Source organism: Streptomyces sp. MUSC 14 (assembly GCF_001866675.1).
GTDB lineage: Bacteria > Actinomycetota > Actinomycetes > Streptomycetales > Streptomycetaceae > Streptomyces.
Window position 1 is genome coordinate 52,528 of the sequence record NZ_MLYN01000008.1, and the last position, 14,044, is coordinate 66,571.

Here is a 14,044-nt window from a genome sequence, read left to right on the forward strand (position 1 = left end):
CTCACTCCACACCGATGAGCAGCAGCGCGCCCTGCCGGCCGCCCCGGTACACCACCGTGTCCACGGCGAGGTAGGACTCCCGGACCCGGGCTTCAAGGCGCTCGGCGACGGTCTCGGGGGCCTCGTCGCCGACGACGAGGGTGACCAGCTCGCCACCGGCCTGGAGCATGCGGTCGAGGACGGTGACGGCGGTGGCGGTGACGTCGGCGCCGATCACCGCCACGTCGCCGTCGATGAGGCCGAGGACGTCCCCGGCCTGGCAGATGCCGGCCGTCGTCCAGGACTCGTGCTCGGCGACGGCCACCTCGGCGTAGCGGGTGGCGCCCGCCGCCGAGGTCATCTGGACGACGTCCTCGTCGAAGCGGCGCCCCTGCTCGTGCACGGCGAGCGCGGCGATGCCCTGGACCGCCGAGCGGGTCGGGATCAGGGCCACCCGGATGCCCTCGGTGCGGGCCTGCTCGGCGGCCGCGGCGGCCGTGTGGCGCAGCTCGGCGTCGTTGGGCAGCAGGACGACCTCGCGCGCGTGGGCCCGCCGAACGGCCTGCACCAGCTCCCCGCTGGCGGGCGGCTCCCCGGGGCGCGCGAGGACCGTGGTCGCGCCGGCCTCGGCGTACAGCCCGGCCAGGCCCTCCCCTGGCACGACGGCGACGACGGCCCGCTGCACGCGCTCGCGTGGCGGCCGGCCGCGCCCGGTGTGCGCGTCCCCGAGTCCGAAGTGCGTGATCCGGATCCGGTACGGCCGCCCGGCCTCCACGCCCGCCTCCACGGCGGCACCGGCGTCGTCGACGTGCACGTGGACGTTCCACAGCCCGTCGCCGCCGACCACGACCAGGGAGTCGCCGAGTGCGTCGAGCCGTTCCCGGAGCCGGGCCACGGCGCCGTTCCCGGCCTCCAGGAGATAGATCACCTCGTAGGCGGGGCCGTCCGTGCCGGGCCCGTCGTCGCACGGCCCCGCCCCGGAAACGGCCGCTACGCGCGGGTGGCCCCCGGAAGCGGCGGGGGCCCCCGGCGCCTCCCGTACCGCCTCCCCCGTGAACGCCTCCACGAGCGCGCCCAGGACGGCCACGAGGCCGCGTCCGCCCGCGTCGACCACCCCGGCCCGGCCCAGCACCGCCAGCTGGCCCGGAGTGGCCGCCAGGGCCGCCCGTGCGCCCTCGTAGGCCGACCACGCGACCGCCCCGCAGTCGCCCTCGGTCCCCTCGGCGGCGTCGGCGGCGGCCGAGGCGACCGTCAGCACGGTGCCCTCGACGGGGTGGGCCACGGCCTGCCGGGCGGAGTCGGCGGCCTGCCGCAGTGCCCGCCTCAGCCCGGCGCCGTCGACGCGAGCGGCCTCGCCGTCCTGCGCGAGCACCTGGGCCATCCCCCGCAGGAGCTGCGCGAGGATCGTCCCGGAGTTGCCCTGTGCCCCGATGAGCGCGCCGTGGGCCATCGCGTGCACGGCGTCCGCGAGGGACGGCTCCCCGGCGCCCGGAGCGGGGCCGGACCCGGATCCCGTCTCGTACCCGGCGAACACGGCCTCCACGGCCGTCGCCGCCGATTCCAGGGTGAGGTAGAGGTTCGTGCCGGTGTCCCCGTCGGCCACGGGGTAGACGTTGATGGCGTCGATCTCCTCGCGTGCCCGGCCCAGTGCGCCGAGCGCCAGACCGCACCAGGTGCGCACCGCGAGAGCATCGAAGAATGTCTGCGGCACCTGCGCCACCTGCGCCTCCTTGAGCCGGCCGTACGTGGGACGCAGCGTAGACCCCGGGCCGGTGTCCGGCGGAAGAGGGCCGGGGCGGGGGCCTGCGCCGCCATGGTAGTTTCGTTGCACGGACGCAGTCGTTGTATGCTGCTCCGGTTGCCCGATCCACATCGGGCCGTTCCCCTGGCAACGCCACTCAGATTCAGGTCGTACGATCTCGATCCCGGCATGCCGGGATTAACCGTAAGTGCATCTGAAGTCTTTGGAGTGACCCGTGGCTGCCAACTGCGACGTCTGCGGCAAGGGGCCGGGCTTCGGCAACAACATCTCGCACTCGCACCGCCGTACGTCCCGCCGCTGGAACCCGAACATCCAGCGTGTGCGTACCGTGGTCGGCGGGACGCCGAAGCGCGTGAACGCTTGCACCTCGTGCATCAAGGCCGGCAAGGTCTCGCGCTGACGCACAGCTAAGCGCGCGGCCACTGCTGGTTCGCTGCACTGAGCCGGTCCACCTCACGGTGGGCCGGCTTTTTGCCGTACCCGCGCCTCGACGCCACACCCGCGCCTCAGTCCCGAAAGCGCCAGCCGTGGTCCACCGGCCCGATCCCCGCGCCCAGCGCGAACCCGGCCGCGATCGCGCCCGTGACGTACTCCTTGGCCGCCGTGACGGCCTCCGGCACGCTCTGTCCCTTCGCCAGCCCCGACGCGATCGCGGAGGCCAGTGTGCAGCCCGTACCGTGCGTGTGCCGGTTGTCGTGGCGGGGCGCGCGGTAGCGGTACTCGTCCGTGCCGTCGGTGAGCAGATCAACGGCATCTCCGGGCAGATGCCCGCCCTTGATCAGCACCCAGCGCGGCCCGTACTCCAGCACGGCCGCCGCGGCCCGGGGCAGATCGTCCTCCGACTCGACGCGTACCCCTGTGAGTTGGGCCACCTCGTCGAGGTTCGGAGTCGCCACGGTGGCCGCCGGGAGCAGCTTCGTGCGCACGGAGTCCAGCGCGGAGGCGGCCAGCAGCGGGTCGCCGTGCTTGGAGACGCCGACCGGGTCGACCACGGCCGGGGCGTCCGTCCCCAAGATCAACTCGGCGACCGTCCTGACCAGTTCCGCCGAGGCCAGCATGCCGGTCTTCACGGCCTGGACGCCGATGTCGTCCACGACGCTGCGGTACTGGGCCCGCACCGCCGCCTCGGGCAGTTCCCAGACGCCCTGCACGCCCAGCGAGTTCTGTGCGGTCACGGCCGTGATCACGCTCATGCCGTGCACGCGGAGCGCCAGCATCGTCTTCAGGTCGGCCTGGATGCCCGCGCCGCCGCCGGAGTCCGAGCCGGCCACCGTGAGAACCCTGGGCAGGCTCATGACTCGATGTCCCCGAAGTGGTCCCAGCCGCCCTTGCTGGTCCAGGGCGCCCCGTCGACGGTCACCTGGGGCAGCGCGGAGGGGTTGAGGACCTCGCCGATGACCTTCCAGCGGGCCGGCAGCTTGGTGTCCGGCGGGAAGGTCGCCACGATCGCATGGTCCTCTCCCCCGCTCAGCACCCACTGGAGCGGGTCGACGCCCACGGCCTGACCGATGTCGTTCATCTGGGTCGGGATGTCGATCGCGCCGGATCGGATGTCGATGCGCACCTTGCTGGCCTCGGCGATGTGCCCGAGGTCGGCGATCAGTCCGTCGCTCACGTCGCACATCGCGGTCGCGCCGAGCCCGGCGGCGGCCGGGCCCGCGTGGTACGGGGGCTCGGGGCGGCGGTGGGCCTCGACGAAGGCGCGCGGGGAACGGAAGCCGCGCGAGAGGACCGCGTAACCGGCCGCGGACCAGCCCAGCCAGCCCGTGACGGCCACCAGGTCGCCGGGCTGGGCTCCCGCGCGCGTGACGGGCTCCTGGTTGCGCAGATCGCCGAGCGCGGTGATCGACACCATGATCGTGTCGCCGCGTACGACGTCCCCGCCGACCACCGAGGCGCCCGCGACCTGGCACTCGTCGCGCAGGCCGTCCATCAGCTCGCTCGGCCAGGTCACCGGGAGTTCGGCGGGCACGACCAGGCCGAGCAGCAGCGCGGTCGGCACGGCACCCATGGCGGCGATGTCGGCGAGGTTCTGGGCGGCCGCCTTGCGGCCCACGTCGTAGGCCGTGGACCAGTCGCGGCGGAAGTGCCGCCCCTCCAGCAGGATGTCGGTGCTCGCCACCACGCGCCGGTCGGGCGCGGCGACCACCGCGGCGTCGTCGCCGGGGCCGATCCGTACCGCCGGGGTGGTGGTGAGACGGGAGGTGAGCTCCCTGATGAGCCCGAACTCCCCGAGCTCACCAACAGTGCCCTTCATTTCCCTTGCTCCCCTTCTGTCCCTGGTCGTACCCCGTCGCGCGTCAGTCGTGCCCGGTCGCGCGTCATCAGTGTCCCCGATACGGTCGAGATGACCGTCGCCCGGTCGAAGTCGGCCGTCAACCTCCGTCGCGCCTGCACCCTGGCGCGCAAGCCCGGTTCCCGCAGGTCTCCCCTCGGGGAGCGGCGACGCGATACCGTGGCGTTCCTTTTCCCCACATGATCCTCGTGGCCGCCCTGGAGGTTCCGTGGTACAGGCGTACATCCTGATCCAGACGGAGGTCGGCAAGGCGTCGACCGTCGCCGAGACGATCAGCAAGATCCCTGGAGTGATCCAGGCCGAGGACGTGACGGGTCCGTACGATGTCATCGTGCGCGCCCAGTCCGACACGGTCGACGACCTCGGTCGGATGGTGGTCGCGAAAGTCCAGCAAGTGGACGGCATCACGCGCACCCTGACCTGTCCGGTCGTCCATCTGTAGCCCCCGTCTACGCTTGGCCGGTGAACATCTTCCGTCACCGGCCCCTCGCCCTGCTCGCGCCCGCGCTGCTGACCGCGGTCGCGGGCTGTTCCTCGGCAGACGGCAGCGGCTCGGTGGCGGTTCCCACCCCCGACGCGAAGACGGCCCCGGTGTGCCGGGACCTGCACAAGGTGCTGCCGTCAAAGCTCGACGGACGGAGCCGCAACGACCCCGCACCCCGGTCCGCCTACACGGCGGGCTGGGGAAGCCCGGCGATCATACTGCGCTGCGGTGTCGTACGGCCGCCGAAGATGGTCGATCCGAAGGTGGCGGAAGGGGGCGACCCTGACGCGATCGCGGGCGGGGTGAACGGCGTCGACTGGCTGATGGAGAAGCAGGGCGACGGCACCTGGCGGTTCACGACGGCCAACCGCGTGGCCTATGTGCAGATCAGCCTGCCCCAGGGGATGTCCGCGCAGGACGAGGGCACGGCGGTGCTCACGGACATCGCTCCGGCCGTGAAGAAGGCGATCCCGACCGGGATCGCCTCCATGCGCGGGTGACGTGCGGGGCGCTCAGCGCAGCCCGGTCGGGCGGCGCAGCGCGGCCTGCACCAGGCGGTCGATCAGCTCGGGGTAGCTGACCCCGGTGGCCTGCCACATCTGCGGGTACATCGAGATCGGCGTGAAGCCGGGCAGGGTGTTGATCTCGTTGATCACGAACTCGCCGTCCTCGGTGAGGAAGAAGTCCGCGCGGACCAGCCCCTCGCAGGAGGCCGCCTCGAACGCCTCGACCGCGAGCCGCCGTACCTCGGCGGTCTCCTCGGCGGTGAGCGGCGCCGGGACGACGCCGGGCGTGGAGTCGATGTACTTGGCCTCGAAGTCGTAGTACGCGTGCGTGTCCGGCGGCGGGATCTCGGCCGGTACGGAGGCGCGCGGGCCGTCCTCGAACTCCAGGACGCCGCACTCGATCTCGCGGCCCCGCAGGGCGGCCTCGACGAGGATCTTCGGGTCGTGCTGCTGGGCAGTGGCGATCGCCTCGTCCAGGCCGGACAGGTCGTCGACCTTGGTGATGCCGATCGAGGAACCCGCGCGCGCGGGCTTCACGAACAGCGGCCAGCCGTACTCGCCGGCGAAGTCCACGATCTTCCTGCGGGCGGCGGACTCGTCCTGCGCCCACTCGCGGGGGCGGATCACCACGTAGGGGCCGACCTTGAGCCCGAAGGAGGTGAAGATCCGCTTCATGTACTCCTTGTCCTGGCCGACGGCCGAGGCGAGCACGCCGGCGCCCACGTACGGCACGCCGGACAGCTCCAGGAGGCCCTGCAGGGTGCCGTCCTCGCCGTAGGGGCCGTGCAGCACCGGGAAGACGACGTCGACCTCGCCGAGCGCCTTGGGCACGGAGCCGGGCTCACTGTAGACGACCTCGCGGTTCGCGGGGTCGACGGGGAGCACCACGCCGCCCTCGTGCGACTCCGCCAGCTCGTCGACGTCGGGGGTGCGGCGGTCGGTGATGGCCATCCGCTCCGGCTCGTCGGCGGTGAGGGCCCACCGGCCGTCCCGGGTGATGCCGATCGGCAGGACGTCGTACTTGGTCCGGTCGATGGCCTTGAGGACGGCGCCGGCGGTGACCACGGAGATCCCGTGTTCGGAGCTGCGCCCGCCGAACACGACGGCCACGCGCGGCTTCCGCGACGGCTGCTCAGGGCTCTGGGGAAGGTTCTCGGTGCTCATATCGCGTTGAGAGTACCCGTTGGTAGAGCCCTGATACAGCGTCGCCTCCGCCCGGGAACGGACAAAGACGGGCGTGTTCGCTCAGCGTCGTTCGGGCTTCGCGCTGCGCGACATCAGCTCCTTGACGGCGGCCACGGGCGACTTGCCCTCGTGCACGATGGCGACGACCGTCTCGGTGATCGGCATGTCGACTCCGTGCCGGCGGGCCAGATCCAGCACGGACTCGCAGGACTTGACGCCCTCGGCGGTCTGCTTGGTGACCGCGATGGTCTCCTGGAGGGTCATGCCCTTGCCGAGGTTGGTGCCGAAGGTGTGGTTGCGGGACAGCGGCGAGGAACAGGTGGCCACCAGGTCGCCGAGGCCCGCGAGTCCGGAGAAGGTCAGCGGGTCGGCGCCGAGCGCGACCCCGAGCCGGGCGGTCTCGGCGAGGCCGCGCGTGATGAGCGAGCCCTTGGCGTTGTCGCCGAGCCCCATGCCGTCCGCGATGCCGACGGCGAGCCCGATGACGTTCTTCACGGCGCCGCCCAGCTCGCAGCCGACCACGTCGGTCTCCGTGTACGGCCGGAAGTACGGCGTGTGGCAGGCGGCCTGGAGACGCCGGGCGACGGCCTCGTCGGCGCAGGCGACCACGGCGGCGGCGGGCATACGGGCGGCGATCTCCCTGGCCAGGTTGGGCCCGGTGACGACGGCGACGCGCTCGGCGCCGACCTTGGCGACGTCCTCGACGACCTCGCTCATCCGCATGGTGGAGCCGAGTTCGACGCCCTTCATGAGGGACACCAGCACGGTGCCCGGGGCGAGCAGCGGGGTCCACTCGGCGAGGTTCTCGCGCATCGTCTGGGAGGGGATCGCGAGGACCGTGAAGTCCGCGTCCCGCAGGGCCTCGGCCGCGTCGGCGGTGGCGCGCAGGTTCTCCGGGAGTTCGACTCCGGGCAGGTAGTCGGGGTTGGTCCGGGTCGAGTTGACCGCCTCGGCCAGCGCGGGGCGGCGGGCCCACAGGGTCACCTCGCAGCCCGCGTCGGCGAGGACCATACCGAAGGCGGTGCCCCATGAGCCCGTGCCCATGACCGCCGCCTTTACCGCCTTGCTCACTTGCCCTGCCCCTCCGGTTCCCTGCCCTGCGTCTGTACTTCGGTCTGTGTCCGGGCCTGTGCCTGGGTCTGCGCCTGTGTGCGGCGCCGCTGTTCGATCCGCTCGCGGCGCGGGTCGTAAGGCGTCTCGGGCGCCTTCTCGCCGCGGATCTCCTCCAGCTGGCGGGTGACGGCCGCCATGATGACCTCGGTGGCCTCCTTCAGCAGGTCCGGGGTCATCTCCTTGTCGTAGAAGCGCGAGAGGTCCACGGGCGGGCCCGCGAGCACGTGATGGGTCTTGCGCGGGAGGAGGTTCGGCTTCTTGGCGTACGGCGGCAGCAGTTCGTTGACGCCCCACTGGGCGACCGGGATGACCGGGCACTTGGTCTGCAGGGCCACGCGCGCGGCGCCCGTCTTGCCCGTCATGGGCCAGCCGTCCGGGTCGCGGGTGAGGGTGCCCTCGGGATAGAAGGCGACGCACTCGCCGCGCTCCACGGCGTCGATCGCGGCCCGGAAGGCGCTGAGCGCGTCGGTGGACTCGCGATAGACGGGAATCTGCCCGGTACCGCGCATGGCGGCGCCGATGAATCCCGTCTTGAAAAGTCCGCTCTTCGCCAGGAATCGCGGAACCCGTCCGGTGTTGTACTGATAGTGCGCGTACGCGAAGGGGTCCACATGGGAATTGTGGTTCACCGCGGTGATAAATCCGCCCTCGGCCGGAATGTGCTCCATTCCGCGCCAGTCCCGCTTGATCAGAACCACCAGCGGCGGTTTGCAGATCACCGCGGCGAAGCGGTACCAGAAGCCGATTCTGCGGCGGGGCACAAGGACACCTTCCTCTAGGCATGCCACCTCGGCGGGGGCCGCACAAGTGTCGCCCCGGGCCGCCGGTCTGTCGAGAACACCGTACGCCCCGCCCTGCGTGTCCTCGGATACAGCGGGTGACAATGAGCGCGACAAGAGAGGGACGGTACGCCGGTGCAGTGGACCTTGGTCATCCCGCTGAAGCCCCTGGTGCGGGCGAAGAGCAGGCTCTCGGACACGGCCGCGGACGGGGTCCGCCCAGGGCTGGCCCTCGCGTTCGCCCAGGACACGGTGGCTGCGGCGCTGGCGTGCGCGGCCGTCACGGATGTGGCGGTCGTCACGGACGACGAACTGGCCGGACGGGAACTGGCCGCGCTGGGCGCGCGGATCGTCCCGGACACCCCCGCGGACGGTCTGAACGCCGCCCTGGCACACGGCGCGGCGGCGGTACGCGCAATTCGCCCCGGGGCGGCCGTGGCGGCCCTGAACGCCGATCTGCCGGCCCTGCGCCCACGGGAACTGGCACGGGTCCTGGAGGCCGCCGCGGAATTCCCCCGTGCTTTTCTCGCGGATGCGGCGGCGATCGGCACGACGCTGCTGGCGGCGGGGCCGGAACAGGAATTGCAGCCGGCGTTCGGCGTTGATTCCCGCAACCGCCACCGGGCCTCGGGCGCCCGGGAACTCACGCCGCCCGGGGTGGATTCGGTACGGCAGGACGTGGACACGGGGGACGATCTGCGCGCGGCGCTGACCCTGGGGGTGGGCCCGTACACGGCCGCCGCCGCGGCGGGTCTGCTGAGCGCCCCGTAGGCTGGCGTCCATGCAGGCCACCGCATACACCTACGACCCCGAGACCCGCAGCGGACAGGTGCTGCTCGACGACGGCACCCCCGTGCCGTACGACGGTGCCGCGTTCGACGCCGGCGGGCTGCGGCTGCTGCGGCCCGGGCAGCGGGTGCGGATCGAGACCGAGGGCCGCGGGGATTCCCTGCGGATCACGCTCGTGACGCTGCAGACGCTGTAACGGTCCCCGCACACGCCGCGGGCCGGGCTCCCCTGAGGAGTCCGGCCCGGCGCGTGAGTGCCCTGGAGACTTACGACGCCTTGCGCGCGGTGGTCTTCTTCGCCGTGGTCTTGCGAGCCGTCGACTTCTTGGCCGGCGCCTTCTTCGCGGTGACCTTCTTGGCCGGGGCCTTCTTGGCGGTGGTCTTCTTCGCGGCGGCCGTGGTCTTCTTCGCCGCCGCCGTCGTCTTCTTGGCGGTCGTCTTCTTCGCCGTGGCCTTCTTCGCGGCGGCCGTGGTCTTCTTCGCCGCCGCCGTCGTCTTCTTGGCGGTCGTCTTCTTCGCCGTGGCCTTCTTCGCGGCCGCCTTGGTGGCCTTCTTCGCTGCGGCCTTCTTGATCGCCGTGCCGCCGGTGAGGCTGCCCTTGGGCGCCTTCTTGACGGCGACCTCGCCGCCGCGCGGGAGCTTCTTCGAGCCGCTCACCAGGTCCTTGAAGCCCTGGCCCGCACGGAAGCGCGGCACGGAGGTCTTCTTGACCCGAACCCGCTCGCCCGTCTGGGGGTTGCGGGCGTAACGGGCGGGGCGGTCCACCTTCTCGAAGGACCCGAAGCCGGTGACCGAGACCCGCTCGCCCGCGACGACCGCGCGGACGATGGCGTCCAGGACATGATCGACAGCTTCGGCCGCCTGCTGGCGGCCACCCATCTTGTCGGCAATCGCTTCTACGAGCTGCGCCTTGTTCACGTCTTCCCCTTCGGAGACATCGCCAGAACGAAAGTGTTCAAGCTTTTTCGCACGTTAGGCAGATATATACCGCAAATCAAACACGAAACGGGCTTATCACCCTTGTGCCGCAACGGATTCGGCGCTCTCGAGCTGTTCAGTGGTCCTCTTCGGGGATCCGCCCCGCGTCGAGGTCCGCGTTGAACCGTTCGAGCCGCCTTGCCGCAGCGGCGAGATCGTGCTTGGCCGCGGCCGTAATGACCAGCAGCTTCCGGGTCAGCGCCATCCGTACGCCCTCCGGGACTTGCAGTGCGCGCACCCTTGCATGCGCTTCCTTGAGTTGGTTCGCGACCGCCGCATAGAGCTGGAGTTGGCCGTCGTGTCCCATGCACAGATTGTGCCATCTGGGGCGAGTTGTCGCCTGCGCAGGGTGTAACTGCCGCCTCAAATGGCCTTCCAGGCACTTGCGGAGGGCGCGATCACTGCACTCACCTACCCCGGCAACGTCCTTCCTAACGTGGGAAGTTGAGGGCGACGCAAGAGGTGCGCAGGTCCGATCGGGTGCAGACATGGCTGTACCCCCAATCGTGGCGATCGGGGGTACAGAGGAGGTGCTGCGGTGGCCGAAATCAGCCCCGGGGCTCAGCCCTGGAGCGTGCGCGGCTTGTAGGTCGGCCGCTTGGCCTCGTAGGCGGCGATGTCGGCGTCGTTCTGGAGCGTGATGGAGATGTCGTCCAGGCCGTTCAGCAGGCGCCAGCGGGAGTTCTCGTCCAGCTCGAAGGAGGCGGTGACGCCCTCGGCGCGCACCTCGCGGTTCTCCAGGTCGACGGTGATCTCGGCCTGCGGGTCCGCCTCGACGAGCTCCCACAGCGTGTCCACGACCTTCTGGTCCAGAACCACCGTGAGCAGGCCGTTCTTCAGCGAGTTGCCCCGGAAGATGTCCGCGAAACGGGACGAGATCACGGTCTTGAAGCCGTAGTTCTGCAGGGCCCAGACGGCGTGCTCGCGAGAGGAGCCGGTGCCGAAGTCGGGACCGGCGACCAGGACGGTCGCGCCCGCGCGCTCGGGGCGGTTGAGGACGAACTCGGGGTCCTTGCGCCAGGCCTCGAACAGCCCGTCCTCGAACCCGTCCCGGGTCACCTTCTTGAGCCAGTGAGCAGGGATGATCTGGTCGGTGTCGACGTTGCTGCGGCGCAGCGGGACGGCCCGGCCGGTGTGGGTGGTGAAGGCTTCCATGGTTCTCAGACTCCAGCGGGCGCGGGGGTGTCGGCGGACAGGTCGGCGGGCGAGGCGAGGTGGCCCAGGACGGCGGTGGCGGCCGCGACCTGCGGCGACACCAGGTGTGTACGACCGCCCTTGCCCTGCCGGCCCTCGAAGTTGCGGTTGGAGGTGGACGCGGAGCGCTCACCCGGGGCCAGCTGGTCGGGGTTCATGCCGAGGCACATCGAGCAGCCTGCGTGCCGCCATTCGGCGCCGGCCTCCTTGAAGACCACGTCCAGACCCTCGGAGACGGCCTGCAGACCCACCCGCGCGGAGCCCGGGACGACCAGCATCCGTACGCCGTCGGCGACTTTGCGGTCCTTGAGGATGCCCGCGGCGGCGCGCAGGTCCTCGATGCGGCCGTTGGTGCAGGAGCCTACGAAGACGGTGTCCACGTCGATGGAGCGCAGCGGCTGGCCGGCCGCCAACCCCATGTATTCCAGGGCCTTTTCGGCGGCCAGGCGCTCCGATGCGTCTTCGTACGAAGCCGGGTCGGGGACGGACGCCGAAAGCGGCGCGCCCTGGCCGGGGTTGGTGCCCCAGGTGACGAACGGCGACAGCTCGGCGGCGTCGATGACGACCTCGGCGTCGAAGACCGCGTCCTCGTCGGTGCGCAGGGTCTTCCAGTACTCCACCGCGGCGTCCCAGTCGGCGCCCTCGGGGGCGTGGGCGCGGCCCTTGATGTACGCGAAGGTGGTCTCGTCGGGGGCGATCATGCCCGCGCGGGCGCCGGCCTCGATCGACATGTTGCAGATGGTCATCCGGGCTTCCATCGAGAGCTTCTCGATGGCGGAGCCGCGGTACTCCAGGATGTAGCCCTGGCCGCCGCCCGTACCGATCCTGGCGATGATCGCCAGGATCAGGTCCTTGGCGGTGACGCCGTCGGGCAGCTCGCCCTCGACCGTGATCGCCATGGTCTTCGGGCGGGCCAGCGGCAGCGTCTGGGTGGCCAGCACATGCTCGACCTGGGAGGTGCCGATGCCGAACGCCAGCGCGCCGAAGGCACCGTGCGTGGAGGTGTGCGAGTCGCCGCAGACGACCGTCGTACCGGGCTGGGTGAGACCGAGCTGCGGGCCGACGACGTGCACGACGCCCTGCTCGACGTCGCCCAGCGGGTGCAGCCGCACACCGAACTCGGCGCAGTTCTTGCGCAGCGTCTCCAGCTGGGCGCGGGAGACGGGGTCCGCGATGGGCTTGTCGATGTCGAGGGTCGGGGTGTTGTGATCCTCGGTGGCGATGGTGAGGTCGAGCCGGCGCACCGGGCGACCGCTCTTGCGCAGCCCGTCGAAGGCCTGCGGGCTGGTCACCTCGTGCAGCAGGTGCAGATCGATGTAGAGGAGGTCGGGCTCGCCCTCGGCGCGCCGGACGACGTGGTCGTCCCAGACCTTCTCCGCGAGTGTCCTACCCATCGCTTTCCCTCCGGCCGGCAAACGTCCGCCGGCCCAACTAGAGATCTTGAGGTTGCGGCGGCTGCCCTTTCGAGGGCCCCTGAAAGTCGTGATTCCGGGCGTCCGCCACCGGGCCCGTTGGTATGCGGGCCGCCTGTGTGCTTCCAGGGTGGCGCGTTCCACGGAAAATTGAACTTGCGTTTCACAGAGTGAGACGTGAGTATCGTTGCATGGACAACAGTAGCGGCGTCGGCGTTCTGGACAAGGCGGCCCTCGTCCTGAGCGCTCTGGAGTCCGGTCCGGCCACCCTCGCGGGTCTGGTCGGGGCCACCGGACTGGCACGACCCACGGCCCACCGCCTGGCCGTGGCCCTGGAACACCACCGCATGGTGGCACGCGACATGCAGGGCCGGTTCATTCTCGGCCCGCGCCTCGCGGAACTGGCGGCGGCGGCCGGTGAGGACCGCCTGCTCGCCACGGCCGGCCCCGTGCTCACCCACCTCCGCGACGTCACGGGCGAGAGCGCGCAGCTCTACCGGCGCCAGGGTGACATGCGCATCTGCGTGGCCGCGGCGGAACGGCTGTCCGGTCTACGGGACACCGTCCCGGTGGGCTCCACGCTCACGATGAAGGCCGGCTCCTCGGCACAGATCCTCATGGCCTGGGAGGAGCCCGAGCGGCTGCACCGGGGCCTGCAGGGCGCCCGCTTCACGGCGACGGCCCTGTCGGGCGTACGGCGCCGCGGCTGGGCCCAGTCCATCGGCGAGCGCGAGCCGGGCGTCGCGTCCGTCTCCGCGCCCGTGCGCGGCCCCTCCAACCGCGTGGTGGCCGCCGTGTCCGTCTCCGGCCCGATCGAGCGCCTGACGCGCCACCCCGGCCGGATGCACGCCCAGGCGGTCATCGACGCCGCCGCACGCCTCTCCGAGGCCCTGCGCCGCTCGGGCTGAGCGGGCGCCGCCCGGGGACACGTCCGGGAGCACCGAGGAGGGCCTGCCCCGACGCCGCGGCAGGCCCTCCCTGATCCCCCGATTCCCCCGATTCCCCCAGTCAGCCGGTCTTCTCCGCCACCGGCACCCCCTTCGACCGGTGGGCGAACCGGTCCTTCGCGTACCGGCCCCGCCGCTCCAGCGGGATCTGCCCGTGCGCCGCGGCCAGCCCGAACGCGGGCATGTCGCCGTAGATCGCCTCGTACGACCCCTCGGGGACGATGTACGACTCGTGCCAGATGCCGACCTGCCCACGCAGCTTCCCGGCCCGCTCCTTGCGGTTGAGGCGCGCCCAGGCCTTGTGGTGGAAGGCGTCCGACGCGGTCGCGTAGCCGTACAGCTTCTCCTTGGACTCCCAGTACTGCACGACGTAGTACGTCCGCGGCGAGGCCGTCAGCAGGACATGGCTGAGCAGCCCGCGCTCGGGCTCCCTCCGCAGGTCCCGCAGCATGCGCAGCATCGCGAGCATCACCGGCAGCCACAGATGCACCGCCCAGAAGCGGTTGATACGCATACCGATCAACAGGACGACGACGTCGCCCTTCGCGTCGGCGGTCGTACGGGTCACCATGACCACGTCCCCCTCGTTGGTGAGCGAAGCTATCCAAGTGGCGATGCTTG

Annotated in this window: 17 protein-coding genes; 6 read left to right on the forward strand and 11 right to left on the reverse strand. The window is 71.3% G+C overall.

Annotation, left to right across the window (positions count from 1 at the left end):
* Position 1: 1 nt before the first annotated feature.
* The gene (locus BIV25_RS03815; protein WP_071370693.1) at positions 2 to 1,699 is read right to left on the reverse strand and encodes a DAK2 domain-containing protein; all 1,698 of its coding nucleotides are present in this window, start codon (positions 1,697 to 1,699) and stop codon (positions 2 to 4) included.
* A gap of 256 nt (positions 1,700 to 1,955) precedes the next feature.
* Here BIV25_RS03815 and rpmB point away from each other — a divergent pair, with 256 nt between their 5' ends.
* On the forward strand, positions 1,956 to 2,141 hold the full coding sequence (rpmB, locus tag BIV25_RS03820) for a 50S ribosomal protein L28 (protein ID WP_003993230.1): 186 nt from the start codon (positions 1,956 to 1,958) through the stop codon (positions 2,139 to 2,141).
* 106 nt (positions 2,142 to 2,247) lie between these two features.
* Here rpmB and thiD read toward each other — a convergent pair whose 3' ends face one another.
* Positions 2,248 to 3,036: a bifunctional hydroxymethylpyrimidine kinase/phosphomethylpyrimidine kinase gene (gene thiD / locus BIV25_RS03825; RefSeq protein WP_071370694.1), complete on the reverse strand. Its 789-nt coding sequence runs from the start codon at positions 3,034 to 3,036 to the stop codon at positions 2,248 to 2,250.
* A complete protein-coding gene (locus tag BIV25_RS03830) occupies positions 3,033 to 3,998 on the reverse strand; it encodes a thiamine-phosphate kinase (protein ID WP_071370695.1) in 966 nt (321 codons plus the stop codon). The genes thiD and BIV25_RS03830 overlap by 4 nt, the downstream gene beginning before the upstream one ends.
* Positions 3,999 to 4,245: 247 nt before the next feature.
* Here BIV25_RS03830 and BIV25_RS03835 point away from each other — a divergent pair, with 247 nt between their 5' ends.
* Complete coding sequence (locus BIV25_RS03835) at positions 4,246 to 4,479, forward strand: Lrp/AsnC family transcriptional regulator (RefSeq protein WP_053137604.1); 234 nt, start codon at positions 4,246 to 4,248, stop codon at positions 4,477 to 4,479.
* Positions 4,480 to 4,499: 20 nt separating this feature from the next.
* Complete coding sequence (locus BIV25_RS03840; protein ID WP_071370696.1) at positions 4,500 to 5,021, forward strand: DUF3515 domain-containing protein; 522 nt, start codon at positions 4,500 to 4,502, stop codon at positions 5,019 to 5,021.
* Positions 5,022 to 5,033: 12 nt separating this feature from the next.
* Here BIV25_RS03840 and BIV25_RS03845 read toward each other — a convergent pair whose 3' ends face one another.
* The 3 genes from BIV25_RS03845 to BIV25_RS03855 all read right to left on the reverse strand — a co-directional run bounded on the left by BIV25_RS03845 (position 5,034) and on the right by BIV25_RS03855 (position 8,086).
* Positions 5,034 to 6,191 carry a D-alanine--D-alanine ligase family protein gene (locus BIV25_RS03845; RefSeq protein ID WP_071370697.1) on the reverse strand — a complete coding sequence of 386 codons (1,158 nt, stop codon included), beginning with the start codon at positions 6,189 to 6,191 and terminating at the stop codon, positions 5,034 to 5,036.
* 81 nt (positions 6,192 to 6,272) lie between these two features.
* A complete protein-coding gene (locus BIV25_RS03850) occupies positions 6,273 to 7,283 on the reverse strand; it encodes an NAD(P)H-dependent glycerol-3-phosphate dehydrogenase (RefSeq protein ID WP_071370698.1) in 1,011 nt (336 codons plus the stop codon).
* Positions 7,280 to 8,086 carry a 1-acyl-sn-glycerol-3-phosphate acyltransferase gene (locus BIV25_RS03855; protein ID WP_071370699.1) on the reverse strand — a complete coding sequence of 269 codons (807 nt, stop codon included), beginning with the start codon at positions 8,084 to 8,086 and terminating at the stop codon, positions 7,280 to 7,282. Before BIV25_RS03855 ends, BIV25_RS03850 begins: the two co-directional genes overlap by 4 nt.
* A gap of 153 nt (positions 8,087 to 8,239) precedes the next feature.
* Between BIV25_RS03855 and cofC the strand changes: the two genes are divergently transcribed.
* Together cofC and BIV25_RS52350 are read left to right on the forward strand one after the other, a co-directional pair.
* Complete coding sequence (gene cofC / locus BIV25_RS03860; RefSeq protein WP_071370700.1) at positions 8,240 to 8,875, forward strand: 2-phospho-L-lactate guanylyltransferase; 636 nt, start codon at positions 8,240 to 8,242, stop codon at positions 8,873 to 8,875.
* Positions 8,876 to 8,885: 10 nt separating this feature from the next.
* A complete protein-coding gene (locus BIV25_RS52350; RefSeq protein WP_071370701.1) occupies positions 8,886 to 9,089 on the forward strand; it encodes a hypothetical protein in 204 nt (67 codons plus the stop codon).
* A 70-nt stretch (positions 9,090 to 9,159) separates the two neighbouring features.
* Here BIV25_RS52350 and BIV25_RS03870 read toward each other — a convergent pair whose 3' ends face one another.
* From BIV25_RS03870 to leuC, 4 genes are all read right to left on the reverse strand, one after another.
* On the reverse strand, positions 9,160 to 9,810 hold the full coding sequence (locus BIV25_RS03870; RefSeq protein WP_071370702.1) for an HU family DNA-binding protein: 651 nt from the start codon (positions 9,808 to 9,810) through the stop codon (positions 9,160 to 9,162).
* 136 nt (positions 9,811 to 9,946) lie between these two features.
* Complete coding sequence (locus BIV25_RS03875; RefSeq protein ID WP_071370703.1) at positions 9,947 to 10,177, reverse strand: hypothetical protein; 231 nt, start codon at positions 10,175 to 10,177, stop codon at positions 9,947 to 9,949.
* Between the two features lie 254 nt (positions 10,178 to 10,431).
* Positions 10,432 to 11,025: a 3-isopropylmalate dehydratase small subunit gene (gene leuD / locus BIV25_RS03880; protein WP_071370704.1), complete on the reverse strand. Its 594-nt coding sequence runs from the start codon at positions 11,023 to 11,025 to the stop codon at positions 10,432 to 10,434.
* Positions 11,026 to 11,030: 5 nt separating this feature from the next.
* Positions 11,031 to 12,458: a 3-isopropylmalate dehydratase large subunit gene (gene leuC, locus BIV25_RS03885; protein WP_071370705.1), complete on the reverse strand. Its 1,428-nt coding sequence runs from the start codon at positions 12,456 to 12,458 to the stop codon at positions 11,031 to 11,033.
* 209 nt (positions 12,459 to 12,667) lie between these two features.
* Here leuC and ndgR point away from each other — a divergent pair, with 209 nt between their 5' ends.
* Positions 12,668 to 13,384: an IclR family transcriptional regulator NdgR gene (gene ndgR / locus BIV25_RS03890; RefSeq protein ID WP_009320373.1), complete on the forward strand. Its 717-nt coding sequence runs from the start codon at positions 12,668 to 12,670 to the stop codon at positions 13,382 to 13,384.
* Between the two features lie 100 nt (positions 13,385 to 13,484).
* On the opposite strand, the gene BIV25_RS03895 is transcribed toward ndgR, so the two are convergent.
* Positions 13,485 to 13,994 (reverse strand): DUF4188 domain-containing protein, encoded by a 510-nt coding sequence (locus tag BIV25_RS03895; RefSeq protein ID WP_071370804.1) that lies wholly within the window; start codon positions 13,992 to 13,994, stop codon positions 13,485 to 13,487.
* Positions 13,995 to 14,044: the final 50 nt, after the last annotated feature.